Consider the following 26,908-nt stretch of genomic DNA (forward strand, 5'->3'; position numbering starts at 1 on the left):
TGCGGTGAGGTCGGCACCGAGGCGGCACGGAACGCGTGGTGTCCGGACAATTTAGCTGGCCCAAGACAGGCCCCAAGCATGACTAGCACTGAGCCCGGAAAGTCATCAGACAGCGCCCATTGGCCAATTACGGAGTACTGGATTCGCGGCTCATGAATCTTCCCCATGATTAGTAAACAAGAGCTTAGTTGCAGGTAGGGATTACTGAGCCCGCAACGTCGGCGAGCAAGGACCGACGTCCGCCGTTCAGGCCGCCAGCAGGCCAATTGCCCCCGGATGCAGGTGTTGCTGCAACTCGCTGAAGAGTCCCGTTACGCACTGCCTAATCAAAGCCGCACTCCTGACACCATTCCCAACGTGGACCTCGGGTAATGGCTTAGGGCCCAGATAGTCCCTTCCAACAAATCAATAGTCGCCGCTATCACTAACGGAATGATCGTGCTTGCAGCCATCATAACTCCGTGAGTTGGCTTTCAGATAGCTCAGCAGCCTTTGCCGAGCTAGCATTTCGGGAAAACAGGCACCTTTCAGAGACTCATGTACTCCTTTGCCACCCATTGCTGGTACTGCTAACTGTCAGTACACCCTAAGCTTTTCGAGTAGCTAATCAAAACAGGTGAGAACTATGAAATGCCGGCACTTTACACAATTATTGAAAAAACACACTCGTCCAACTGCAAAATATTGATAATTAACAAGAAATTTTATCAACATTCATTCGTCAACGCTTCAATATCTAGCATAAGTACAATAATACAGTTGATTAATTATCAACAAAGTACAAACTGGTACTGGCCGATAGAAAATATTTATAGCACGCTATGCTGGTGTTATGAAAGTTTCTATATATTTGAAAAATCAAACCAGTACATCTATAAAAACTTGCACATACAGAGATTTCTCAGCCCTAATTTGGGCCGCCAGCCATCCCTGCCCTTGAGTTGAAATCACCCTGCAAAGTGCCTGCGAATAAATAGCTCCGGCACTGAAGTTCCCACCCAGTGAATGCCGCGTAGGCTTCACCTCCAAGCTTATCCCACAACATGTTATTGCACGCGCTAAAGATCATCCAAGCCGAGCTCGAAACGCATCTGGTGGCCTACGGCCCCACCGGCGATGAAGGCAAAGTGCTACTGGAGAATCTCTCCGAAGGCTTGACCAGTAATGGCGGCACCGGAACGCGGGACCGACTAGTGGTGTCGCTGGTAAACTACCGAGAAGAAAAGGCGCTCAAGAACCTGCCGACCTACGTCCGTAACGACGCCACGCTGACTGCCCGCTACGAGAATCAGCCGATCTACCTCAACTTCCTGGTTTTGCTCACGGCCACGCACAGCAGCTACGAAAAGGCCGTGCTTTACCTCTCGCGCGGCATCCGCTTTTTCCAGTCTAAAAACGTGTTCACCCAGGATACGGTCGCCCCCACTACCCTGCTGGCGGCTCAGCCCCTCAACGCGCTTGACCGCCTGGAAACGTTCAAGCTGATCCTGGACCTGTACTCCCCCTCGCTCGAAGAAGTAAACCACCTCTGGGGCACGCTGGGGGGTAAGCAGTACCCCTTCGTGCTCTACATGCTGCGCCTGCTCGACCTCAAGTTCGAGGCCATCGATCGCGAGAGCGGGTTGATTACGGAGGTACTCAGCGATTTCTATCACCGTAACTCCGGCGTAAACTGACATGGCAGAACGGGTTCGAAAGGGCTACAAACGCCTGTTTGAAGTGCGCCTGCTCCACCATTACTGGTTGGACGAGGGTGCAACGAGCTTCGACCTGCTCGCCGACCCGGCGCGCCGGCTGCTGACCTACGACTGCCGGCCCTTCCTGACGCTCGCTCCCACCCCACCAACGGCCCTGGCCCTGGCCGGCTTCGGCGGCCTGTACCGCGACACCGCGCTGGGCGGCCTGGTGCTGGTTCCCGACGAAGCGGTGATTCCCGATGACGCCATATTCGAGTTGGTGCTGACGGTGCAGCAGGCAGCCTTTTACACGTACACGGCCCTTACGCTGCCAGCACGCAGCATCTACGAACTGTACCACCCGGCCGAAGGCAAAAGCTACCGCTACAAGGAAAACGTACCGGTGCTGTCGAACCTCACCGGCACGGCGCGGGGCGCGGGCCCCAGCCAGGGCTTGTACCTATCGCGGGAAATACCTATCCTGACGCCCACCGACCGCGTAGAGGCGCTGGTCGATATTGGGAACGCCCTGCACCAGTTGACCAGCGACCAGCCCGGCGCGGCTACGCGACAGCTAGCGGCAGCCTTAGCCGATACACCAGTGTTCGTGCACCAGGCCGATGTGCCAGAGTTAGTGCCCCCGGCCGGGCTGGCCGGCGTGCCCGCCCGGGGCCTGCTTCTAACGGGCGGCATTCCGGACGCCGTGTTTGCGCTCCTGCGGATTGCGGCCGTGCGGCCCGGCCGGGCCGATTTCAGCTGCACGGCCGCTGGGCGGGCACGCGCCAGCCACCCGGTTTTCCAGGTACGCTTTAAAAACCGCTCAACCAACCGCCACTACTTCAGCCGCGTCACGGGCGCGCCGGTATCGACCGACCCCACCCCGCTGCCGTTGACCCGCTTCGGCAACGCGGGCCCCAAGCAGAAGCCGACAGGCGACGACATTAAGTTCTCTTTCGACCAACTGGCGCCGGGCCGCATAACCGGCCTGAGGTCCGAGATCTTCGAGTAAACACTTCATCCAGTACTCTTTAAAAAATAAATAGCATGGCAACATCATACAAAACGCCGGGGGTTTACGTTGAGGAGATTCCCAAGTTCCCGCCATCGGTGGCGCCAGTAGAAACGGCCATTCCGGCGTTCGTGGGGTACACGCAGCGGGCCGCCGAGGGCAAAACCGACTTGACGCTGAAACCCGTGCGCATCACCTCGCTGCTGGAATACGAGGTTCTCTTCGGGACGACCAACGCGGAAAGGTTTGAAGTGGATGTCGACCGCAACCCGAGCACGGGGGGCTTTCAAGTAGACATCGTGAAGAAGCCCACCCCGGCTTTCATTCTATACTATGCGCTACAGGCCTTTTACGCCAATGGTGGCGGGCCCTGCTATATTATCTCGGTGGGTTCTTTCCTGGATGGTCAGGCCGACATCAACAGCATTCTTCGCGGCTTAGCTCAGGCCAAAACAGTCGACGAAGTCACGCTGCTGGTAAGCCCCGAGGCGGCGTTGCTGAGCGACACGCAGTACGGACAGTGGGCTACGGCGGCCCTGCAACAGTGCAAGCAGCTCCAAGACCGTTTCACCATTCTGGACGTCTCCGACAAGTACAAGTCCAATGCGGACGTCACGGCCTTTTTCAGGAACCGGATTCCTTCCACGGTGGGAGAGGTAAAATACGGGGCGGCCTATTATCCCTTCGTCGAAACCATTTTTTCTTATTTCCTCACCGACGCGAGCCAAAACAACATCAGCTTCGTCCGGCTGTACACCGAGAATGGAAGGGCATTGAGCAGCTCTGCTGCCGAAGTAGCGGCATCGGCGACGGCGTACACCACCCTGCTGGCCGCGGAGACGACGTACGGCACCCGGCAGGCCGAGCTCAGCGTGGCCAATAAAGCCAAAGCGGTGGCCGACCAAATTAATGTGGTGGCCGACAAGCTGGCCGCCGTTACCACCGACGTGGACGCTATTAAGCAGGGAATTTATCAAGCCGTGGGGGCCGACAACGTTGATAATACCATCAAAAATGCGGCGGATGCCACCGCCTTAGCCGGGGCAGTCGATGCCTGGCTAACTAACAAGACCACTGAGCTGACCGCCGCCACCACCGCCTTCGCCACTGCCGAAACGGCCCTGAACACTGCCAGAGGTACCATGTCGACGGACTCTAATGCCGTCCTGGCCAAGGGCGACTATTCCTATACCCAGTTGACTAAAGTTAAAGCCAAGAATAACGCCCTTTATAACCTGATTCTCGACAAGATTCAGGCTTCCGGGGTGGTATTGCCGCCCAGCAGCCTGATTGCGGGAGTCTACGCCAGCGTCGATAACAGCCGGGGCGTGTGGAAAGCGCCGGCTAACGTCAGCCTTGCCAGCGTGTTACAACCCACAGTACTGGTTTCCAACGACTTTCAGGATGCCTTAAACGTGGATACCCTGGCCGGTAAGTCGGTTAATGCCATCCGGCCGTTCGCGGGTAAGGGTACCCTGGTGTGGGGCGCCCGCACCCTGGCCGGCAACGACAACGAGTGGCGTTACGTCAGCGTGCGGCGGCTGTTCATCTTCGTGGAGGAGTCCATCAAGAAAGCCACCGAGCAGTTCGTGTTCGAGCCCAACGACGCCAACACCTGGGTGCGGGCGCAGGCCATGATTGAAAACTTCCTGGGTACGCTCTGGCGGCAGGGCGCCCTGCAAGGCATTAAGCCGGAGCACGCCTTCTACGTGGCCGTGGGGCTGGGGAAAACCATGACCGCGCTCGACATCCTCGAAGGCCGCCTGATTATCGAAATCGGCATGGCGGCCGTGCGCCCCGCCGAGTTCATTATCCTCAAGTTCTCGCATAAAATGGCCGAGTCGTAGCCGGTAAGGCGGCTGCTAAATCGGTTGAATTTCTTTTCACTTCTTATCAATAATTCGCCATGGCACAAGAATATCCCCTACCGCGGTTCCACTTTCAGGTGGACTGGGGCGGCGCCAAGATGAGCTTCACCGAAATCACGGGCCTCGACATGCAGGTGGAGGTGATCGAGTATCGGCACAGCGACAGCAAGGACTTCAGTAAACTCAAGATGCCGAGCATGCTCAAGTTCAGCAACATCACCATGAAGCGCGGCAAATTCGTGGGCGACTTCGACTATAATGACTGGCTCGACGCCATTTCCAACGACCGGGTGGGCGGCCGGCGCGACATTGTGATTCGACTGCTTAACGAGAAGCACGTGCCCGTAGCTGCCTGGTCGGCCACCCGCTGCTTTCCCGTGAAAGTGACGGCGCCCGACCTGAAGTCGGATGCCAATGAAATTGCCGTCGAAACCATTGAAGTAGCGCACGAAGGCTTGAAACTGATGAAAATTTGAGCGGCGTCATGGTTGATTATTATCCGCCCTGGGGCTTCTACTACCGGGTAGAGTTCAGCATCAGCGACAAAAAGAATGACGTGCGCTTCCAGTCGGTTTCGGGGTTGTCGGTGGAGTACGACGTGGAGGAATACAAGGAGGGCGGGGAAAATCGCTTCACTCACAAGCTCCCCGGCCGCACCAAGTACGCCGACCTCGTGCTCAAGCGCGGCATGCTTACCGATTCGGAGGTGATGAAGTGGTGCCTGGCAGCTTTCCGCGACCGGGAATTTCGCCCCGCCACCATCAACGTCATCCTGATGAACGAGAAAAGCGAGCCGCTGCGCACCTGGAACATCGACCACGCCATCCCTAAAAAATGGCTGGTGACCGACCTGAACGCCAACGACAACGCCGTGGTCATCGAAACGCTTGAGCTCATCTACCGCTCCTTCTCCATCCTGTAGCGGAGTAGCCGTCAGCGGTCCGCTGTCAGGCAATTAATCAGCATAAGAATTCAGCAACGAGCTGCTGGCAGCCAGCGGCTAACACTGTCTGTCATGCCCATTGAAATAAAAGAGCTGCACATCCGCATCACGGTAAATGCTCCGGCCGGGGACGGCCCCAGCGCGCCCCCGGCCGCCGGGGCCACGCCGGCCGGGGGCGCCAGCGTCGACAAGGAAGCCTTGCTGGCCGAGTGCGTGGAGCAGGTGTTGTCCATTCTTCAGGAAAAACAAGAACGCTGATGGCTGCCGGAGGAAAACTAGAAAAGATGCTCATTCTGGGCTTTCAAGACTCGAAGAAGGCTGAAACGGGCGGCAAAGCCGAGGCCGACGGCTACCTCGAAGTCTTGATTAACCCGGAAACCTACACGCACGAGTACAAGCTCAAGTACGCGGAATCGGGCCAGGGCCAGGGCACCAGCGGCCAGGAGCTGAAATACGAAAAGACCGAGCCCGAGGAGATGACGTTCGAGTTCCTGTTCGACAACACGGGCATCATCGACGGCCAGCCCCGCGAAAGCATTGCCGACGAGTTGGCCGCGTTCAAGGCCCTGCTGATTGAGTACAAGGGTGAAGCTCACCAGCCCAACATTATCAAGCTGGCCTGGGGCGGCAACCCCGTGTTCAAGGGCCGGGTAATGGAGCTCAGCATCGCGTACAAGCTGTTCACTCCCAATGGCCACCCCATCCGAGCCGTGGCCAAGGTCAAGCTTAAAAGCACCGTGGAAGAAGAGATGCGGACCCGCGAGGAAAAACGCAGCTCACCCGACCTGACCCACACCCGGCGCGTGAAAGCTGGCGACACGCTGCCGCTGCTCTGCCACCGCATTTACGGCGACGCCCGCTACTACCTGCAAGTGGCCGCCGCTAACGGCCTCGGCAACTTCCGCCGACTCGAGCCGGGCACCGAGCTGGTGTTCCCGCCGGTGGTCGGCGGCTCCGCGCTGGGCGTGGCAAGCATTACCAAGACGAGCAACTAACCCAACCCATTCATTGAACCGCCACGTGGAAACCGCTGCTCCTGCTGCTACCATTCCTACTCCCGCCACGCCGGACCTTTGCACGGCCCAACTGTTGGTGGACGGCGTGGAAGTGCCCGGCACCATTCACATCGTGTCGATGGCCGTGGTGCGGGAGCTGAACCGGATTCCGTCGGCCACCCTGCACATTGAGGATGGAAACCCCGCCAGCGGCACCTTCGCGGTGGGCAACGCCGACTACTTCATTCCGGGCAAGAAGGTGGAGATCCGGCTAGGCTACCGGGCCCAGCAGGACGTCGTTTTTAAAGGCGTCGTGGTCAAGTACAGCGTCAAGATCCGCAAGAGCGGTAGCTTCCTGATTGTGGAGTGCCGCGACGAGGCCGTGAAGATGACAGTCAGCCGGAAGAGCCACTACTACACCGACCAGAAAGACAGCGATATTTTGGAGGAAGTAATTGGCCGTTACAACCTCAAGGCCGAGGTCGAGGCCACCGGCGCCGCCCTGCGGGAAGTGGTGCAGTACGATGCCACCGACTGGGACTTTGCCCTGTGCCGCGCCGAGGCCAACGGCTTGCTGGTGATGGTAGAAGACGGCACCGTGCGCGTGGCCCCCCCCGACCCCGACCAGAAGCCCGTGGTGGCCGTGACCTACGGGGCCACCCTGCTCGAGTTCGACGCCGAAGTGGACGCCCGCCTGCAAAGCCCCGGCATCCGGGCCCATAGCTGGAATGCGGCCGACCAGGAGTTGGTGGAGGCCGAAGCCACCGAGCCCACCGTGAACAGCCCCGGCAACCTGACTTCCGCCGCGCTGGCCGAGGTGCTCGGGAGCGAGCCCCGCGAGCTGCGGCACGGCGGCCACCTGACCCCGCCCGAGTTGCAGGCCTGGGCCGACGGCCGCCTGCTCCGGGAGCGCCTGGCCAAGGTCCGCGGCCGGGCCCGCTTCCAGGGCTTTGCGGGGGTGCTGCCGGGCAAGCTCCTGGAAGTGGCCGGCGTGGGCGAGCGGCTGCAGGGCCAGGTATTGGTGGCCGGCGTGCGCCACCAATTCGCGGGCGGCAACTGGGAGACCGACGTGCAGTTTGGCCTCAGCCCCGAACCCTTCGCCGCAACCTTTAACCTGCGGCCCCTGCCCGCCGCCGGCCTGCTGCCCGCCGTGAGCGGCCTGCACACCGGCATCGTGACGCGGCTGGAGGGCGACCCCGAGGGCGAGGACCGCATCAAGGTATGCCTGCCCCTGGTCAACCCGCAGGAGGAGGGCACGTGGGCCCGCATCGCCACGCTGGACGCCGGCAAGGACCGGGGCACCTACTTCCGGCCGGAGATAGGCGATGAGGTTATCGTAGGCTTTCTGCACGACGACCCCCGCCACCCCGTGGTGCTTGGCATGTGCCACAGCAGCAACAAGCCCGCGCCGCTGCCCCCCACCGACGACAACCACGAGAAGGGGTACGTTTCGCGGTCCAAGCTGAAGATGACCTTCGACGACGACAAGAAGGTGCTGGCCTTCGAGACGCCGGCCGGCAAAAAGCTCACCTTCTCCGACGACGAAGACTTCATCCGGCTGGAAGACCAGCACGGCAACAAAATCATTCTCGACGACAAGGGCATCACCCTCGAAAGCAGCAAAGACCTCATTCTCAAGGCTGCCAGCTCCGGAAACCTGCAGGCTGAAGGGGGCAACCTGACCCTGAAGGCCCAGCAGGCCTTTAAGGCCGAGGGCAGCAGCGGAGCCGAGCTCTCCTCGGGCGCCAGCACCACCCTGAAGGGCGGCGCCTCCACAGTAATTAAGGGTGGGGTCGTGCAAATTAACTAAGCCCCGCTCCCAGTCCTATCTCCTCTCCTATCAGTCGACCTGCCATGCTGCCCGCCGCCCGCGTTACCGACCTCATTACCAGCCCCGCCACGACTGGCGCGCCCACCCCGATTATCCCGCCTGGTGCGCCCACGGTGCTCATTGGCGGGCTACCCGCCGCCCGCCTGGGCGACAGCTGCGGGGCGGACGCCATCATCAAAGGCTCGGCCACGGTATTCATTGGCGGCCTGCCGGCGGCCCGCGTGGCCGACGCCACCGCTTCGGGCGGGGCCGTGCTGCCGCCCGGCTGCCTCACCGTGCTGATTGGAGGATGAAGAACCGGAGCCATTCGCTCCGGGCCCGCTTATCCCGCTGGCGAGGGGGCGCGGCCAGGTGGTGAACAGCTCCGCCACCGAAGGAGGCATATACTGAATCAGAAGGCAACTGCTATGAACAAATCATTTTTAGGTCGCGGCTGGTCGTTTCCGCCCACGTTCAACCGGGGGCTGGGCGGGGTAGAAATGCTGGAAGAGAACGCCGACATTGCCTCCAGCCTGGAGGTGCTGCTCTCCACCATGCCCGGCGAGCGCGTGATGCTGCCGGAGTACGGCTGCAACACCGAAGAGTTGGTTTTTGAGAGCCTCGACACCACTACCAAAACGCTGATGGCCGATAAGATTAAGGCGGCCATTCTGTATTACGAGCCCCGGATTGAGCTGGAAAAAGTACGGCTCGATACTCGCCGCGAGCAAGAGGGCGTCGTGCTTATCGAGGTGGTTTACCGCGTGCGGACCACCAACTCCCGGTTCAACTTCGTCTTCCCCTTCTACAAGCAGGAGGGTACTGATATCAACCGCGCCGACGGCCCGGCCGAAGCCACCCTCACCCCGCTCCCTGACCCGCGCTGAACATGGCCTCCGACTGCACTCAGAACACTGATCCGCTGAAACTCGTGCGCGAAGGCACGAGCCAGCCGCAGCGCATGCTGGCGGCGCTCGACCCGGCCTCGGCGCCGGTGAATGAGCGCACGCCCGCGCACGGCATGGTGTTCGCGCAGGCCTACGCCCGCTACCTACGCTACGACGCCGGCACCGGCCAGCCGCCGAGCGCCGGGGAAACCTGGGAGAAGTTTTTCGCGGACGACGTATCGGTGCAGCTCGCCCTGGCGGCCGTGCAGGATGTGGAGCAGTACAAGATCCGTAACACCGAGGCCTTTGGTTTTCTCAACAACCTCGACCACCAGAGCGACGCCCCGGCCCTGAAGCGCCAGCTGAGCTACCTGTTCAGCGCCGTGGGCACGCTGGCTACCCGCCTGGATGCGCTGCAAGCCACGCTACCAACCGACATCGGGCTGAAAGGGTTGTTGCTGAATTTAATCCAGAGCCAGCTGGCAACGGGCCTGGGGCGGCTGATTGCCTATCACAAGGGCGCAACCGCCCTGAATCTGCTGGATGAGGCGGCGATTCCCGCGGAGATAAGCATCCTGGGTGGTCCAGTGGTCTCGTTCCAGCAGGTCAGGAGCGCGGGGCTGTCGCGGGCCTGGCTGCCGACGGGCGCGGCCGGCTGGGCCAGCTACGAGGCCGGCCTGGCCGAAGATCGGGCCGTGTACGGCACCGGCTCCGATTTTGAGCGCATCAACCGGCTCGCCACCCACAATCTGTTCACCACGGTCTTCGACCAGTTTTTGAAGGTGTACGCCCGCGTGGCGGCCGAGGGCCGGGCGGCGCTGGAAGCTTCCCTCAGCAACTGGGACGGGCACGAGCCGCACTACGCGCTGTTCCTGGCCTTTCTGCGCCTGCGCGAATACGCCCGCCAGGAAACCAACACCTTGACCCAGCGTCACCTCGACTTCTACTACCGCGACATTCTACGGCTGCGCGAGAAGCCCGCCGAACCCAGCCACGCCCATCTGCTGCTGGAGCTGGCCCGCCACGTGGAAGCCCATTTGCTGAAGAAAGGCGAGCTATTTAAGGCCGGCAAGGATGCGCTGGGGCGGGACGCGTTTTTCGCCAGCGACCAGAATCTGGTGGCAAACTCCGCCCGGGTCGCGGCCCTGAAAACGGTTTACCGGCACGGCTCGGAACCGCCGGGCAGCGGCTGGCTTGATGGCCCCGACCCCGCGGGTCGTTTCTACGCCGCCCCGATTGCCAACTCTGAAGACGGGCGGGGGGCCGAGTTGAGCTCGACGCCGGGATCGTGGCACCCGTTTCACCACAAGGTGTATGTCGATGGCAAGCTGGTTGGAATCGACATGCCGACGGCCGAGGTAGGTTTTGCGGTGGCCTCGCACTACCTGTGGCTGGCGGAAGGCGACCGGACCATCACGCTTGACTTCGCGGCCGGCGGATACTTCCCCGACTTGGCCACTGACGTGGTCTGCGCAATGACGGGAGCAACCGGCTGGTTTGAGAAGCCGGCCACTAAGTTTAGAACCGAAGCCGGCTACTTGCGCCTGACCCTGGCACTGACGGGGGCCGATCCGGCCGTGGTAGCTTACAACCCGAAAACGCACGGCTACACATTTGCCACCGACCTACCGCTGCTGCTGGTGAAGCTGCGGCAGCAGCCCACGCGCTACCGCTACTCGCAGCTGCAAGACGCGCAACTGACCGAAATCAAGCTGCAAGTGACGGTGCGCGGCCTGCGCAGCCTGGCCGTGGCCAACGACTTCGGGGTGGTTGATACCGCCAAGCCATTCCAGCCGTTTGGGGCCTCGCCCGGGGCAGGTAGCACCCTTATCATTGGCTCGGTCGAGGCTTTTCAGAAGTCCCTGACCCGTGCCTCGGTCGACGTAACGTGGCAAAGTGCGCCCGCGCCCTACAAGACCTCGCCGGCCGTGGCGGTCGACTTTCTGGTGGCCGGAAAATGGGCGGACTCCGGGGCGCGGATGGTTTTGCAAGCCACTACTTTTGAGCTGGCGGGGCTGAACGGAACCGTGGTCGACCGCCCCAACCCGCGGCCCACCGAAGCTTATCACACCGGCTCCCGGCAGAGCTTTGCCCGGCTCCGCCTGACCGGAGACTTTGGGCAGAGCCAGTTCCAGAGAGACCTGCTCGCCTACGTAAAAACACCACCGCCCGTGGTCGGCACCCCGCCCGTTCCCCCGGCTGGTCCGTTCATGAGTGCGCTGGCGCTCAACTACGAGGCCACGCAGCTCATAGCCCTGAATTCGGCCGATGCCGGGCAGTTCGAGCAGCGCGCGGGCCGGTTTTTTCACCTCGCCCCGTTCGGCCAGGCTGAGCAGCACCCCTACCTTCAAACCAATCCGGGCACTTTGCCCCTGCTGCCCCGGTTCCGGCACCGCAACACGGCCGACCCCAAGCTGCCGGCCAATCAGCCCGTAGAGCACGAGGCGGAATTTTACATAGGACTGGCGTCGTTGGCTCCCCCGCAGAACCTGGCCCTGCTCTTCCAGGTGGCCGATGGCACGGCCGACCCGCGCACCCAAAAACCCGTGCCCCACCTGCACTGGAGCTACCTGCGCCGCAACGAATGGGTAGCCTTCAGCCGCGAGGCCGTGGACGACACCACCGGCGAGCTGACCCGCTCTGGCATCGTCACGCTGGCCATACCCCGCGACGCGACAGCCGATAACACCCTGCTGCCGGGCGGCCTGCACTGGCTACGGGTGGCGGTGGCGGAGAAGAGTGAGGCCGTGTGCCAACTGCTGCTCGTGGCGACCCAGGCGGTGCGCGTCACCTTCGCCGACCGGGGCAACGACCCGGCCTTCCCGGCCCAGTCGACGCCGGCGGGCACCATTACCAAGCTCGCTCAGCCCGCAGCGGCCATTAAGAAAGTAGCGCAGCCGTTCGACTCGTTTGGCGGACGTGGCGGGGAAGCCCCCGCGGCCTTTTACACCCGGGTGAGCGAGCGGCTCCGGCACAAAGACCGGGCCGTGGCCTTCTGGGACTATGAGCACCTGGTGCTGGAAGCCTTTCCGCAGCTGTACCAGGTGAAATGCCTCAACCATACGCACTACGAGCCCAGCGCCGATGGGGCGGGCATCTACCGAGAGCTGGCGCCCGGCCACGTCACCCTGGTGGCCATCCCCAGCCAGCAGTTCCGCAACCCGCGCACACCCCTGCAACCTTACACCAGCCTGGGGCTGCTGCAGGAAATTGCCGACTTCCTACAGCCCCGCTTATCCTGCTTCGTGAAGCTGCACGTGCGAAACCCCGAGTTCGAAGAAGTAAGCGTCCGGTTCCGGGTGCGGCTGCGCGAGGGGTTCGACGAAACATTCTCGCTCACTCAGCTGCAGCAGGCCCTTACGCGCTTTTTATCGCCGTGGGCCTTCGCCAACGGAACCGGCCCCTCGTTCGGGGGTAAAATCTACAAATCGGTGCTGATAAACTTCGTCGAAGACCAGCCCAGCGTCGATTACGTCACGGACTTCCAGCTTTTTCACCCCGCCTCCGGCCCCGGCGACCGAGCCGAAGTGGTGGCGTCCAAGGCCATATCTATTCTGGTGTCGGTGCCGGCCCGGCAGCATAGCATCCTGGTAATCAACCCAGCGGAGGAAGAAGCGCCCCGCGAACAATGCCCCTGCCAAGCATGAGCCCCCCACCCGTTGTCCTGCTGAAACAGCCCGCGCTGAAGCCCGCCGAAGACTTCTACCGTCTCCGGCGGGAGGGCATTGCCTTTATCGAGCAGATGGGCAGCCGCTGGTGGACCGACTACAATGCCCACGACCCGGGCATCACCATTCTCGATGCGCTCTGCTACGCCATTACCGACCTGGCTTACCGCCTCGGGTGGGACATCAAGGACTTGCTGGCCCCGGCCGAGCCGCCCGCCGACCCCGCCCAGCCATTCCCGCACCAGCCGTTCTTCACGGCCCGCGATATTCTGACCGTCAACCCCGTTACCCCCGAGGACTTCCGCCGCCTGCTCATCGACCTCGACCGGGTGCGCAATGCCTGGGTATTTGGCAAGGCTTGCGGCTGCGACCTGCCGTATTACGCCTGGTGCGAAAACGAGGAGCTGAAGTTCTCTTTTCGCAAGCCAACCAACCCCAACCTGCAGCCCCGGGCCGTGGAGCCCCTGGGCCTCTACGAAATCCGGGTGGAGCTGGAAGCTGACCCGGACCTGGGGGACTTGAACGACCGCAAAATCGAGCAGACGTACACCGTCTTCGACGCGGACGGCCAGCCCCACCCCGTTACGGTGGAGCTGCGGTTCCCGGAGTGGGGCCTGGAGCGAGGAATCGAGTGGAACTTGTTCCTGCAGAGCGAGGACGCTTTTACCAACCGAAACGGGGCCTCCTTCAACCTGAAGCTGAAAAAGCTTAACCGCACCAGCGACCCAGCCAATCTGACCGAGCTGGGAACCCCGGAGCTCCGGCGCAACTGGAATAACCTGTTTTACGCCGGCTATGAGCTGGAGCTGCTGCCCGGGGGCCAGAAGCTAACGATTGACAACGTTACCCTGCGCTTTTTCGGCAGCGCCGCGGCCAAGGACCTGACAGTGGTCAAGCCAGATGCCGACCCGAAAACCCTTAGCCTGAACGAGCTGCTGGGCGACGCCACCGCGGCCGGACCCGTGCAGCGCTACCGGCGCAAGCAACTGCGGGTGGAAGCCGCCGTGCAGCAGGCCAAAGACGCCCTGCACGGGCACCGCAACCTGGCCGAAGACTACTGCCGCGTAGGCCGGGTCGAAGTGGAGGATGTGGCCGTCTGCGCCGACGTAGAGGTAGCCACCGACGCCGACATCGAGCGGGTGCAGGCCCGCATCTGGTTTGAAATTGAGCAGTATTTCAACCCGCCCGTGCCGTTCTACTCCCTGCCGGAGCTGCTGGCCGCGAACGTGCCGGTGGAGGAAATCTTCAATGGCCCGGAGCTGGCCAACGGCTTCATCAAGGCCGACGAGTTGGCCGCAGCCGGGCTGAAAAGCGTGCTGCGGGTTTCCGACCTCATCAACCGGCTCATGGACATTGAAGGCGTGGTGGCCGTCAACAACTTGCTGCTATCCAAGTACGACGCGGCCGGCCGGCTCATCAAGGGGGCGGCCGACCCTACCTGGAACAACGGCACCCCCGTATTCGATGCGGCCAAGGGCAGCGCGGCCTGGCTGCTTTTTGTGAGCAACCTGCACCAACCCCGGCTGCACTACCACTTATCGCGCTTCCTGTTTTATAAAAACGGCCTGCCGTTTTTGCCGCGTCCGTCCGAGGCCCGGGCGACCCTCACCCAACTGCGGGGGGAGGCCGAGCGGGCCAAGGTCGCGCACGCGCCCACCGACCTACCCGTGCCGCAAGGCACGTTCCGCCAGCCCGACGACTACTCGCCGTTGCAAGCCAGCCTGCCCCGCACGTATGGCATCGGACCGGAAGGGCTGCCCTCCACGGCCTCCCCGCGGCGACGCGCCCAGGCCCGGCAGCTAAAAGCCTATCTGCTGGTGTTTGAGCAATTGCTGGGCAATGCCTTCGCGCAGGTGGCGCACACGGCCGACCTATTCTCGCTCGACCCCACCATTTCGCGGACCTACTTCAGCCGGGAGTTCAGTGAAGCAACGCTCGAAGGCTACGACGAACTGGTGAACGGGCTGCCCCCAGCGGCGCTGGCCAACCTGACGGAGACGCCGACCGAGTTCCTGGAGCGTCGCAACCGCTTTCTCGACCACTTGCTGGCCCGTTTCGGCGAGTCGTTCAGCGACTATGCCCTGCTGCTCACCAACCTGGAAGGCCGGCAGGTAGGGTTGCAGCAACTGGTTGCCGACAAGATTGCCTTTCTCAAGGCTTACCCGGTTATCAGCCACGACCGGGGCAAGGCCTTTAACTACGCCAAAAATCCGGGTAATGCCGCCAATGTTCCGGGGCTGAAGCGCCGCGTGAGCTTGCTGCTGGGGTTTGCGCCGGGCAGCGACCTGAACCGGTTTATCGTGGTGGAGCACCTGCTGCTGCGGCCTAAGTTTCCCGGCGACGCCCTGTTTCCGGCCTGCGCTAATGGCGGCGGCTGCGCTCCCTGCGGCGACGAGGACCTGTACTCGTTCCGGCTGACCTTCGTGATGGCGGGCTGGGCGCCGCCGTTCAGCGAGAACCTGGACCTGCGCGGCTTTGCGGACCGCACCATCCGGCAGGAAACGCCCGCCCACCTGCTGGCTAAAATCTGCTGGGTGGGCAACGACGGCTTCGTCGAGAACCCCTGCGACCCGGTGGTGGGTGAGCTGGCCGATTTACTGGCGGCCAAAGGCCGGACGGCCAACGGCCAACGGCCCACCCCGGACCAGGCCTGCGCCTGCGCCCTGGCTATCTACACCGCGTTCAGCACCGCCTTTAGGGCCTGGTACGCCGACAAAACGCTAGTCTACAACCAATCCGACGCCCTGCTAAAGGCCCTGGAAAACGAATTCACCCAGAGAATATCTCCCGCCAGCCTGAGCTGCGCCACCGTGCTCGATCCGAGCTTGTGGACGGCTATTCTGCGAATGCAGGTAAAGCACTTCCACCACATTGCCCTGTACGGGTGGCAGTTCGAGCGCTTCGAGAGTGCTTGGCGGGCCTGGCTGACGGCCAACGCCGCCTTCGACTGGACGGCGGAACGGCTGGCCGAGCGCGTGGAGGCCATTTTGCTGCGCAACCTGCTACCCAGCCCCGCGGCGGCCAACGTCCAGGCGGAGCTGTGCCGCCGTGCCACCGCCATTCTCACGCGGTACGGCGCGGACTTCGCCGACTGGCTGGATGCCAACCTGACGGCGGGGCGCCTGATTACTAACCTTACTCCCTTCGCGCCCCAACCCGTGGTACTGGCTCCGGGCCTCGCGTTCGGGCCCAACACTACCGCGGCCCTCGAAACCTTGCTCCGGAACCGTTACGCGGCCTACACCGAGGTATCGTACCGCCTGCGGGTGGTGGTAAGCTTGCTCAGCAAGCTGCGCAACACCTACCCCGGCGCCACGCTGCACGACTGCGACGACGGCAGCGACCAGAACCCCGTGCGGCTGGGTAGCACGGCGCTCGGCAATTACCCGCTGCGGCGGCAGATTACGCCCCCGGCCGCGGGCCGGGCGGCCGAAGCGCTGCCCGACCCGGACCGCCCGCTGGTGCCCAAAGGCCCGCCCGTGCCCGAAAGCCTGGTCTCGCCTGACAGCTCGGTCGTACTTGCAAGCTCGTCCGCGCCCGAAAGCCTGGTCTCGCCTGAAAGCTCGTCTGCGCCCGAAAGCCCGTCCTTGCCCGAAGGCCCGTCCGTGGCCGAAAGTCCATCCGTGGCCGAGAGCCCGATCTCACAGGCTCCTCCGGATCCCCCCCAGATTTCCGCGCCTGCTAAACCCCGCAAGCCCCGGCCCCGCAAATCCTGATTCGTCTTTACAACTGCTTGAAACCCGCCACCCGCTATGCAAGCGCTACAAGATCATTACCCCGTCTTTGAGGCCAACCAGGTGCTCACCAACGCTCACCTGAACCAAATTTTCGACTATTTGGACGAGCAGCAGCGGCTGACCCGGGCCAACCTCATTGGCATTGGCATTGTGTGCGGGCTCGAGTTGCGGGTGGAAACCCAAGCCGCCGCGACCATCATTCACCTCAGCAAAGGCTGCGGCGTAACGTCGGAGGGCTACCTGCTGCTGGAGCCGGAAGACGTGACCCTGGTGAGCTACCGGGAAAATTTCAGGGTGCCGCCCGATCCGGGCTACGCGCCGTTTCTCAACCCGGCTACGCAGGCACAGTATCCGCTGTGGGAGCTGTTCCCGGCGGGCGAGCCGAACACCAGCCCCCTGGCCAGCCCCGGTAATTTTCTGGCTGACAAAGTCCTGCTGCTTTTCCTGGAGTTAAAAAAGGAGGACTTGCGCAATTGCAGCCCCGTGAACTGCGACGACAAGGGCGCCTCCGTGACCACGACCGTGCGGCGGCTGCTGGTGACGGTGGCCGACCTGGCCAGGATAGTAGCCGCGGCTCACCAGCTCGGCCGCAACCTGACCGGGGCCGACCTTGAAACGGCCCTGCTGGCGCGCCTCAACCTGCCCGACCTGCGCCTGCCCCGCTACGACGTGCCCAACACCTACCCCGTGACTTCGGAGGAAGTGCTGGGCGGATTCCACGCAGCTTTCTATGAAAACCGGCTGGTGCAGCATACGGCCGACGCCCTAACGGCCGCCTACCAGGCGTTTAAGCCCGTGGTGGAGACGCTCTACGCTACTAATCCATTTGCCGACTTCGTCGCCCGGTTTGGTTTTCTGGATGCCGCCCCCACCACCACCGCCCAGGTGCGCTTCCTGCAGTACTACTACGACTTTTTTGGTGACCTGCTGCAGGCCTACGAGGAGTTTCGCTGGAAGGGAGCCGAGCTGCTGTGCGCCTGCTGTCCGGACGAGAGCCTGTTTCCGCGCCACCTCATGGTGGGCGCGCTGGTGCCGCAATTGGTCCCTGATCCGACCATCTACCGGCAGCGGTTTTTGGGTTCGGCAGCCGTGAGCGACTGCGAAGAGCACACGACGGAAGCGGCGCAGCTGTTTCGACGGCTGGTGGAGATGATAGCCCGGTTTACGCACCCCCCCCCGCTCACCCCCGCCAACGTGGCCGACGAGCAGATCCGCATCGTACCCAGCAAGCTGGCCGACGTGCCCCTGTCGGAAAAAGCCATTCCGCACTACTACCTGCAAACTGGTACGCCCCCCCTGTTCCAGCTTTGGAGCCCGCAGAAAACCCGCCGCAACCGCGCCAACCAGAACCTGAGCTACCGGGCCAACGAGTACCTGCCCACGGCACCGGCCTTCGTCACCAACCCGTTGCGCTACGACCTGGAACCGTACAACTTCCTGTCCATCGCGGGGCACTTGGGCAAAAACTACCAAAACGCGCTGAGGGTGCTGCTGGCCCTCAAGGCCCGGCACCGGCTGCCCATTGACATCATTGCCCTGCGCACCGGCGCCTTCGACGAAAAAATGCCCCTGGACCTGAGCAAGGAGTCGGCTCACTTTCAGGATCTGGAAACGCTTTACGACACCATCCGGGAAGAGATTCTGAGCTCCCTGGCCGAAGGCGCCCGATTGTTCTACAGCGTGACGATTCCGCGAAACACCGACCCGGAGGGCGTGGTGCAGCTGCCCCTGTTGAAGCGCTACATGCCGGGGCTCCGTTACGAAAGGGGTACGGTGGGGGCCTGGTTTGAGAGGAACCGCGCCACGCTGCTGGCCTTGCCCTACATCGACGTAGACCAGGCCCGCGTGAGCGATAACACCATCTGGACGGTCTTCTGCCTGCTTTTTCAGCACGCGGCGGCCCCGCCCAACGAGTTTTATCCGCACGTGGTCGCGGTGTACTACTTCTCGAAGCTGGCGGAGTTGCTGCCCGCCAGCCTGAGTGCCGTGGGCTTTGAGAACTTAGAGAATAGATATGAGGACCTGCTGGCGCTGGCGCGCTATTTCCGGAGCGAGGCCGTCGAGAACTTCCCGACGGATCTGGCCAAGTTCCTGCCCCAGGAAGAGGTAATTGACCATTTCGACCAGGTGCTGTACTCCAGCCGGCTGGAGCCGCTGCGGGCCGTGCGCGACGAATACAAGCGCCGGCTGCGCGAGGTGAAGCAGCAACAGTTTCTGGGATATTTCCTGCGCGACAACCCCGGCATTCAGCACAAGGCAGGCGTACCGATGGGCGGCACGTTCATCCTGGTTTACCACGACGACCCAGACCCAGTGCCTTTGTTTAACCTGAGTGAGGCCACTCGGTTCACCTCGAACTCGGATCAACTCTTCACCCAATCCCAAATCAATCTGTCAGCTACGGCACTGGAATTCAGCCAGCCAGCTCCGGCGACGGCAACCAGTCGGCTAGCTTCGGCGGCGGAATTCAGCCAGCCAGCTTCCGCGACGGAAATCATCCAGCCAGCGGCGGCGGAAATTAGTCGGCCAGCTCCGGCGGCGGGAATCGGTGAGACGGTCTCGGATTCGGAAATCAATCAGCTAGCTCCGGGGGCGGAAATTAACCAGCCCGTCCAGGTGACGCTCGGCACGGAGGCTTTATTCGCCGCTTTGAAACGCATCAGCACCAATGCCGCCTTCCGGGTTGACCCCGACGTTCGCCTGGTACTGAGCACGCTCACCGGCGCCGCGCCCGACCTGCGGGCGGTACTGCCCGGCAAAGGCGGCGAAGACGCGGCAAAAATCATCAGGGAAACGGTCGACGGATTGGCGGACGGCACCGTCATTGCCGACTTCTACCTACCGTACCTCTTCCGGGCCGAGGGGGGCGTGCAGTTCGTGCTGCCTAAGTCACCGCCCACGTTCACGGTGGCGGTGGGCTGCTCCAACGCCGACCAGCGGGCCGAAGTGACCCTCACCCCCGAGGGCGGCATGTCGCCTTACAGCTACAAGGTGGACGGGGGAGAATTCCAGCCGCTAAGAGGGTCGTTCCTGCTGGCTGCCGGCCGCCACCAGTTGGTAATCCGGGATGCCGAGGCCCGCGAGTCGGCCCCGCAACCAGTGGTAGTAGCCGCGACGCTGGCCCTGCTCGAGCCCCGCTACGAGTGCGTGGCCAACCGTAACGAATACGTGGTGACCGCCCAAATCAGCGGCGGCACGGCCCCCTACACCGCCAGCCGGGGCACCGTGACCGAGAGTCGCTACGTGAGCGACACCCTGCCGGGCAATCAGGATGTGGCCGTCACCATCACCGATAGCCGCCAGTGCCTCCTCACTCAGACCTTCAACCATTCCTGCCTGCCCCCGCTCGCCTTCACCACGCAAGTGGGCTGCACTACGGCGAACCAGGTGGCCCCGGTGGCAATCCGGCCAACCGGCGGCCGGGCCCCGTATATGGTGCGGGTCGGGTCGGCTACCGCTAGCTTCCAGCCGGTCACCGACGCGTTCTCCCTGCCCGTTGGGACCCACACGGTGGTGGTCCGCGATTCGGAGGGCGCCGTCACGACGCCGCAAACCGTGGTAGTGCTGCCGCCGCTCGTGCTCACGGCCACCGCGTTTGAGTGTCAGGGCACCCAAACCTACCGGGCGACCATTGAGATCCGGGGTGGGCTGCCGCCCTACACGTTCAATGGCCAGCGACTTACCTCAAATGTCCTGACAACCGAGCCGACGCCTAGCGGCCGGCCGGTCCGCGTCGAAGTGACGGACCAGAACAACTGCTCCGCCCAGCTGGAGGTCACCCACACCTGCGCGCAGGCCTCCGCCTCCGCCCTGCCCTGCGACGGGGTTTCGCGCAGCAACGCCTACCGCCTGTGGGTGCAGCCGTCCCCCAAAGACAACGCCTTCCGAGTGTACGACCCCGGCGGAGAAAGCTTAGCTTTCCGCTATAAAGGAACCGATTTCTCCCTGCCGCTGAGCCTGGTGAACATGTCAAACACGAAGCTGAGCCGGGAATTCGATACTACCGTTGCCGCCACGATAGAAAAGCTAAACAAGGCCATTGCCGACAAGATTGGCAGCGGCTTGGTGAAGCTGAACTACCAGCGTGGGGATAACGACCCGTTCGCGCTACTACGCATCGAGCACTTTGTCTGCGAAACGTTCAGCCTCTCCTTCGACTATTCAGTGGGCACGCCGGAACCGGTGCAACGGCTGAACGTGCAGTACACGAACGAGAACGACGCAAGCGGCGCACCTTTTGATGGCGTCGTGTTCCTGGACCGCAGCACGGATAACCAACGGACCTCACTGCCGGCTTTCGATGGTGCCGAGATCAACCAAACCAACGGCTCTACCAGGCGCCTGTGCGAATTACCTAAAATTGAGTTGAGGACCGAGCAGGGCAGTTTTCCGCAGTTTTCCGGCACCGTGACCAACATCCCCGAGCGGGAAGTCAGCACCTGGATATGGGAATTCCCGGGCCTCACGCCCAATGGGACGGTGTTCCTGGGCAAGAGGGTATCGCCATCGTTGAGCCAGCGTACCGGGCGCGGCCGGCTCACCGTCATCACCACGGCAGGCTGCTTCGGCACCGTGGAGTTTGACTACGACTTTGGGAACCGATGACGCACCACATCCGGCAGTATCGCCTGCACCTCGACCTGAACGGCACGGAAGCAGAGGGCCTGGCGCTGCAAAACCAGCTCGCCACCTTCTGCTACGACCGCCTGCTGCCCGCCCTCGAACGGGTGCTGGATGAGTGCGTCCCGCCGGATGTGCACCTCTCCCTCGACCAGCTGATAATTGAGGCCGGCACTCTGGCGCTCGACCGCCTGGAGGGCGACGGCCCCGCCGCCGTCGCCCGGGCCGTGGAGAGTGCGCTCCGCGAACAACTGGCGCAGCTTAAGGCCACGCCGCAGCCTTCGGAACAGGGACAACTGAAACCTACCACGCAGACGGTTGATGAAGCATTTTTTTACTTCCTGAACACCGGCCGGCTACCCTGGGCTTTCCGCCTGCCGGAAGGCCACAGCCTCGAACAGGTGGTGCACCAGGCGTGGTCGGAAGCCGCGGGCCCGGCAGCCATTCCCCGCCGCGTGGAAGAGCCCCTGCGGCGGGCGTTAACCTCGGCAGTGGTTAGACAGCGACTGATTAGGCAGTTTTCGGCGGCTTTCCGCGAAAGCCTGCTGGCTGCGCTCTGGCCGCAAACGGCAAGGCTGCTGGCAACTATTACGGCGACCCTTCGTGGCCCCGGTCACGCCGCTGCTGCCCCGGTACCGGAAATTGCTATCGCGAACTTTGAGCGCCAGCTGTGGGAGCAGGTACTGGCGGACGTAGCCAGCGGGGGCGCAACTACGGCCTCGACACTAGTCGGCGAGACCTGGCGCCGGCTGCCGGCCGCGGCCCGGCAACAAACGGCGCTGGCGAGCTTGCTGGAATGGCACTGGCCGGGCAGCACGCCGGCCCCGGCGTCCGCCCAGCCAGCCTCGCAGGTGCCCGAGGCCGCCCCCGGTGCGCAACCAGGCGTGCACCGGGCCGAACCGCCGCAGGCAGTTGCCGCCGAACCACTGCCTGCGCACGGGGCCGCCGCGGCCGAAAGCGCCGCCGAAGCGCCGGAAGGTTACTACCTCGACAATGCCGGGCTGGTGCTGCTCCACCCTTTTCTGCCCCGGTTTTTTGAGGGACTTGGCTTGGCTCAGGACGAGCAGCTCGTTGCGCCCGAGCGGGCGCTGAGTCTACTGCACTTTCTGGCTACGGGCCAGCTCATTGCCCCCGAATACGCCCTGACGCTGCCCAAGCTGCTGTGCGCCGTACCGCTAGCCCAGCCCGTAACGGCCGATGTGGGCCTGACAATGGCTGAAACCGACGAAGCGGAAGCTCTGCTCCAGGCCGTGGTGCAGCACTGGACCGCCCTGCGCAGCACCTCACCCGATGCCCTCCGCGGCACTTTCCTGGCCCGCCCCGGCAAGCTCTCTCTCCGCCCCGACGGCGACTGGCTGCTGCAAGTTGAGCCCATGAGCTACGACATTCTGCTCGACCAGTTGCCTTGGGGTATTTCCATGATCCAGCTCCCCTGGATGGCGCAGTTGCTCCGGGTGGAATGGAGCTGATGCTGATGCCTTGCCCGAACCCGTTCGCCTTGTACCTCCCGAAGTTGGTCTGTCATGAAAGCCAGTGCCGAAAAGTCGTCCACCTCCTCCTCGACGCCCGCCGCCCGGACGCCGAGCCCGCCCTTCTTTGCCAAAGCCGGTGGTGGTGCGGGCCGTTTCTTCGAGCCAGCGACGCCCGCTCCGCCCATTCAGACAAAGCTGACGGTCAACCAGCCCGGCGATAAGTTCGAGCAGGAGGCCGACCGCATGGCCGACAAGATCATGCGCATGCCCGCCCCCGCGGCCTCGAACGAGAGACTCCAGCGGCAGCCCGACGACACGCTGCAGAAGCAAGAAGACGAGAAGATTCAGAAAGCCCCCGCCCCCGAAGAGAAACTGCAACGGGCGGAAACGACCAACGACAAGCTCCAGAAAAAAGAGGATGACAAGCTGCAGCGTGAAGGAGGCACCGGCACCCCCGCCGTGGGAGCAGGCACGCAGGCGGCCATCCGGCAAAAAACCACGGGCGGGCACCCCTTATCGGCCGACGTGCGCCGTTATATGGAGCCGCGCTTCGGGGCCGATTTCAGCCAGGTGCGCATCCATCACGACGCGGAAGCGGACAGCCTGAGCAACCAGCTGAGCGCACGCGCCTTCACCTACCAGAACCACGTCTTCTTCGCCCGCGACCAGTACCAGCCTGGCACCGGCGAGGGCAAGCAGTTGCTGGCCCACGAACTCACCCATACCATCCAGCAGGGACACGCTATCCAGCGAAAAGCCGATGCTTCCTCGTCCCCACAACGAGACGACGTAATTCAAAAAGCCCCGGCGGCTTCTAAACCGAGGGCATTAAGCTCGGAAGTAGTCGATATTTCCTCTAACACGTTCAACCCCTCGGAAAAAGTAAGGGCCGAGATTGAGGCGCAAGGCAACAAGGGGCTGGGCGTTCGCATAATTCGCAAAGGGCTAACGGAGGAAGGAATCGTTAAGGTCAGCGTAGATAGGGGTAAAAACTATGACTCCATTGACAAAGGCTCGATGCTTTTACTTAATGCCTGGACCCAGCAACTGGGCGGCTTGTACATCAACTTTAGCGTAAAAAACAGTGAGATAAAGCAGGGACACGCTTCGTTGAAACCAGGAGGTGGCAATCCGAATGACTGGTTGTTATCCCTGCGAAAAAATGCGGAGCTATTGGGCGGTTTGGGGCTTAAGGTGGGGGCTGTGCCAACCTTCGAGAATAAATTCGACAATGGTAAATTAACGCTCGGGGTAAAGAATCTGAAAGTACAGGTAGGTGGCTTTATAGATGCCCTGTTTAACCTGGCCCTGGAGAATAATGCGAAACCACTCATTGATGCTACTGCCGACATCAGTGTAAAAGGCCTTGCAAAAGGGCAGTTAAAGCTAGACAATACCCAGGGCAAGCTAGCTGGCGAAGCTTCATTAGCCATCGATTTCAAAGCCTTTAGCGGATCGGCCCAGGTCAAATACAATGCGGATGGCACGGTCGATATCGGTGGTAAAGCGGCTTACAATGCCAACAAGTTATCGGGGGAAATCCAGTTTGTTGCCACTGATGTAGATTCAGCAAACAGCTTTGCCAGAGATGCCGTTGCCGCGGCGGGGGGGAAAGAAAATGTTCAAAACGCCAGCCCCCCTGCGCCGGTACCCGTTCCCAAGCCTGGCAAGAAAAAGCTGGGCCTGGCCGCAACCGGACAACTGGCCTTCCATCTGACTACCTGGTTTACGGGTATGGTCACCGTGGTAGTAGACGGCAAAGGGGACGTAACCGTCATTGGTAAAATAGCCCCGCCCGCCGAAATAGAACTCTTCAAGCAAAAGGACTGGGACAAGGAACTCTTTAAGCTCGAGGCGAAGGCGTATTACGGCATTCCGGTGGTCGGCAACTTAAATTTGTTTGCTAATATTAGCTTACATGCCCTAGCCAAATTAGGGCCGGCCAAGATTTATAACATTGAGGTTCTGGGGACCTACTCTACCGACCCGGCTATTCAAAAAAGCATACAACTTTCGGCTTCCCTCAACATCTCCGCTTACGCCGGCCTACGCTTACGGGCCGAAGGCGGGGCGGGAATAGAAATTCTCGCCCACAATCTTAAGTTTGGCATTGGCGTGAATGCCGACGTGGGGGTACAGGCGTACGCCGATGCGCGACCGACCATTGGCTACCGGGATCCGGGGCAGTTCTACGTCAGTGGCGTGTTGGAAATGGTGGCTCAACCCATGCTGGGCCTGGGAGGAGACTTTTTCATCGCCCTGGAGGCCCCTTGGTGGTCACCGCTTTCAGATGATAAATGGACGTGGCCGCTCTTTGCCAAAGAATGGCCCCTGAGCGACCCGATCGGGATTAGCGCATCCGTCAAAGACTACGTGCTGGGTTCGGGCAAAGTGCCGGAGGTGGAGTTGAAAAAGCCGGAATTCGACGCCTCCAAGTTCATGACGAGTATGGTGGACCAAACCTTACCCGCCAAATCGGGCGGACCAGGCGCGGGTCAGGGCAGCTTCAAAGAAGATGGCTCGGCCCCCAAGCCGGTTGTGCCGCCCCAAAAACCGGAACCCAAGAAAGCTGCTCCTAAAGGCGCATCGAAGAAAACCCCGCCGAAGGGCGGCAAGTCGGCTGCGCCCAACCCGAAAGCAACGGCCGAGCAGAATACCACCAAGCTATTAAAAACGGCGGTGGATCGATTGACTGCGCTCAAGAGCAAAGGCCCCTTTGGGCGGGCTGCTCTCAATAAACAGTTGGCAGCCATCAGCGGGGTGACCTTCACTGTTCAGCCCAAAGGCGACCAATGGCTTGTTACGCCTAAGGCCGGGGGCAAAATGAGTAAGAAAGGGGTTGAGTTGGGGAGAGCACTGGATAAGATGCCCGGTAAAAACAAGAATGATACCCGAACCGACGAGCAGAAGAAAGCTGATCTGGATAGAGCTGTAGCAGAAGCGGAAACCCTGCTAGCAGCGCCCAGTCCCGATTTGGAATCAATTCGGAAGCAGCTCCCGGCTATCAAAAGCAAGTTCAAGCTGAGCGTGTTGACCTTGATAGAAGAAGGTGGCAACGCAGAAGAAACTAATGCTTATGTCCACGCCGAAATTAACCCGACCAAAGACAGCAAGAAGAATAGAATTAAGAAAGGAACTGTTGGGCCTTTGAAAATCACGCGCAAGTCACTTAGCTTCACGGCTGACACTAAAACTTATCTTATTGAGAAATTCAAGTCCTCTTTCCCTCCGGGCATGTTAGGGCAGTTTAAAGATGCTAAACTGGATATCCGTCATAAGATATCTATCAGCGATACTATCAAACACCTGGATGCTGCTCTTTCTCCTTTAAAAGTAGAGGATGCTGCAAAAGTTCTTTCTGATAAGGGGTTTGCTCCCAAGGGTAAAAAGAGACCTGATATTATTGAGGCAGCGCGCGAACTTCTCCAAAAAGCTAATAATGATACAGCCAACCTATTTATTGGCGCTAGTGGGAAAAATCGCAGAAAGGGAAAGCGGTACGATGCAGGAGATGCCAAAAAGGCTAATGCGATCGACCCGAAGCATGATCCTCAGAAAAATGATTTTATAAGTACTTACGGAATTGAAAACACTGATTTTCACGTGACCATCGATATTACCGTCGATGGCACTCAAATTGAAACCTGGAAAGTCCTCCCATGAAAGCAAAAACTAAACCTGTTGCACCCGATGCAGCTAAATTTACCATCGAGGCTAAAAAGATCGCCTCTAAGTTCAACTGGCCAGCCCAATTATTAGAAAGAGAACGGGAACGGGAAATTGCTTTAGTTGCCTTGATTGAGGAAGACCCTCTTTTTGAGCGGTTGGTTTGGGTGTATGATACCTATCGTACCATGTTGCGATGCTTATTAGTATGTAAGGAAAAAATCACAGTTAAGAAACAACCAGCCGTTTTAAAATTGTGTGCCCTAATCAATACAGGTTTACCATTTGGCTGTATTGAATTCAACTTTCACGAAAAGGTACTCGTTTTTCGCGATTCGGCCGACTTGAATTATGGCCCTTTAGATCAGATAATGAACGATATAACGGAAAGAGTATTAAATTTGGGGAAACACTATAAATCGGCAATTCAGGAAACAATAAAAGGCAAAAAGCCTGAAGAAGCACTTGCTAAATCGGGAGTACATTAGGATTAAAGACTTTTTTTTCAATTCCTACCTCTTCGCTCGGAGAGGCAGGAAGTTATCTCCATCATAGCC

At 61.1% G+C, this 26,908-nt stretch carries 16 protein-coding genes; all 16 read left to right on the forward strand.

Translation table 11 applies throughout. The features are described 5' to 3' along the window. Positions 1–1,043: 1,043 nt before the first annotated feature. The 16 genes from IC235_RS00380 to IC235_RS00455 all read left to right on the forward strand — a co-directional run bounded on the left by IC235_RS00380 (position 1,044) and on the right by IC235_RS00455 (position 26,839). Positions 1,044–1,676, forward strand: a complete 633-nt coding sequence (locus IC235_RS00380) for a DUF4255 domain-containing protein (RefSeq protein ID WP_191003173.1) — start codon at positions 1,044–1,046, stop codon at positions 1,674–1,676. 1 nt (position 1,677) lies between these two features. Continuing rightward, positions 1,678–2,685 carry a hypothetical protein gene (locus IC235_RS00385; protein ID WP_191003174.1) on the forward strand — a complete coding sequence of 336 codons (1,008 nt, stop codon included), beginning with the start codon at positions 1,678–1,680 and terminating at the stop codon, positions 2,683–2,685. Between the two features lie 35 nt (positions 2,686–2,720). After that, positions 2,721–4,532, forward strand: coding sequence for a phage tail sheath family protein (locus IC235_RS00390; protein WP_191003175.1), 1,812 nt, complete (start codon positions 2,721–2,723; stop codon positions 4,530–4,532). Between the two features lie 59 nt (positions 4,533–4,591). Continuing rightward, a complete protein-coding gene (locus IC235_RS00395; protein WP_191003176.1) occupies positions 4,592–5,029 on the forward strand; it encodes a phage tail protein in 438 nt (145 codons plus the stop codon). An 8-nt stretch (positions 5,030–5,037) separates the two neighbouring features. Continuing rightward, complete coding sequence (locus IC235_RS00400; RefSeq protein ID WP_191003177.1) at positions 5,038–5,475, forward strand: phage tail protein; 438 nt, start codon at positions 5,038–5,040, stop codon at positions 5,473–5,475. A 93-nt stretch (positions 5,476–5,568) separates the two neighbouring features. Continuing rightward, positions 5,569–5,754 carry a DUF5908 family protein gene (locus IC235_RS00405; protein WP_191003178.1) on the forward strand — a complete coding sequence of 62 codons (186 nt, stop codon included), beginning with the start codon at positions 5,569–5,571 and terminating at the stop codon, positions 5,752–5,754. Then, entirely contained in the window at positions 5,754–6,491 is a 738-nt protein-coding gene (locus tag IC235_RS00410; protein WP_191003179.1) for a LysM peptidoglycan-binding domain-containing protein, read from the forward strand. Before IC235_RS00405 ends, IC235_RS00410 begins: the two co-directional genes overlap by 1 nt. 13 nt (positions 6,492–6,504) lie before the next feature. Next, positions 6,505–8,301 (forward strand): type VI secretion system tip protein VgrG, encoded by a 1,797-nt coding sequence (gene vgrG, locus IC235_RS00415; protein ID WP_223846995.1) that lies wholly within the window; start codon positions 6,505–6,507, stop codon positions 8,299–8,301. 44 nt (positions 8,302–8,345) lie between these two features. Continuing rightward, positions 8,346–8,615, forward strand: coding sequence for a PAAR domain-containing protein (locus IC235_RS00420; RefSeq protein WP_191003180.1), 270 nt, complete (start codon positions 8,346–8,348; stop codon positions 8,613–8,615). A 114-nt stretch (positions 8,616–8,729) separates the two neighbouring features. Next, positions 8,730–9,188: a GPW/gp25 family protein gene (locus tag IC235_RS00425; RefSeq protein ID WP_191003181.1), complete on the forward strand. Its 459-nt coding sequence runs from the start codon at positions 8,730–8,732 to the stop codon at positions 9,186–9,188. Between the two features lie 2 nt (positions 9,189–9,190). Further along, positions 9,191–12,835 (forward strand): baseplate J/gp47 family protein, encoded by a 3,645-nt coding sequence (locus IC235_RS00430; protein WP_191003182.1) that lies wholly within the window; start codon positions 9,191–9,193, stop codon positions 12,833–12,835. Beyond that, complete coding sequence (locus IC235_RS00435) at positions 12,832–16,572, forward strand: hypothetical protein (protein ID WP_223846996.1); 3,741 nt, start codon at positions 12,832–12,834, stop codon at positions 16,570–16,572. Before IC235_RS00430 ends, IC235_RS00435 begins: the two co-directional genes overlap by 4 nt. A 36-nt stretch (positions 16,573–16,608) precedes the next feature. Next, on the forward strand, positions 16,609–21,198 hold the full coding sequence (locus IC235_RS00440; RefSeq protein WP_191003183.1) for a hypothetical protein: 4,590 nt from the start codon (positions 16,609–16,611) through the stop codon (positions 21,196–21,198). After that, the gene (locus IC235_RS00445) at positions 21,195–22,682 is read left to right on the forward strand and encodes a contractile injection system tape measure protein (RefSeq protein ID WP_191003184.1); all 1,488 of its coding nucleotides are present in this window, start codon (positions 21,195–21,197) and stop codon (positions 22,680–22,682) included. Before IC235_RS00440 ends, IC235_RS00445 begins: the two co-directional genes overlap by 4 nt. Before the next feature lie 54 nt (positions 22,683–22,736). After that, a complete protein-coding gene (locus tag IC235_RS00450; protein WP_191003185.1) occupies positions 22,737–26,348 on the forward strand; it encodes an eCIS core domain-containing protein in 3,612 nt (1,203 codons plus the stop codon). Beyond that, entirely contained in the window at positions 26,345–26,839 is a 495-nt protein-coding gene (locus IC235_RS00455; protein WP_191003186.1) for a type III secretion system chaperone family protein, read from the forward strand. Before IC235_RS00450 ends, IC235_RS00455 begins: the two co-directional genes overlap by 4 nt. Positions 26,840–26,908 lie beyond the last annotated feature (69 nt).

This window comes from Hymenobacter montanus (genome assembly GCF_014699115.1).
In the GTDB taxonomy this organism is placed as follows: domain Bacteria; phylum Bacteroidota; class Bacteroidia; order Cytophagales; family Hymenobacteraceae; genus Hymenobacter; species Hymenobacter montanus.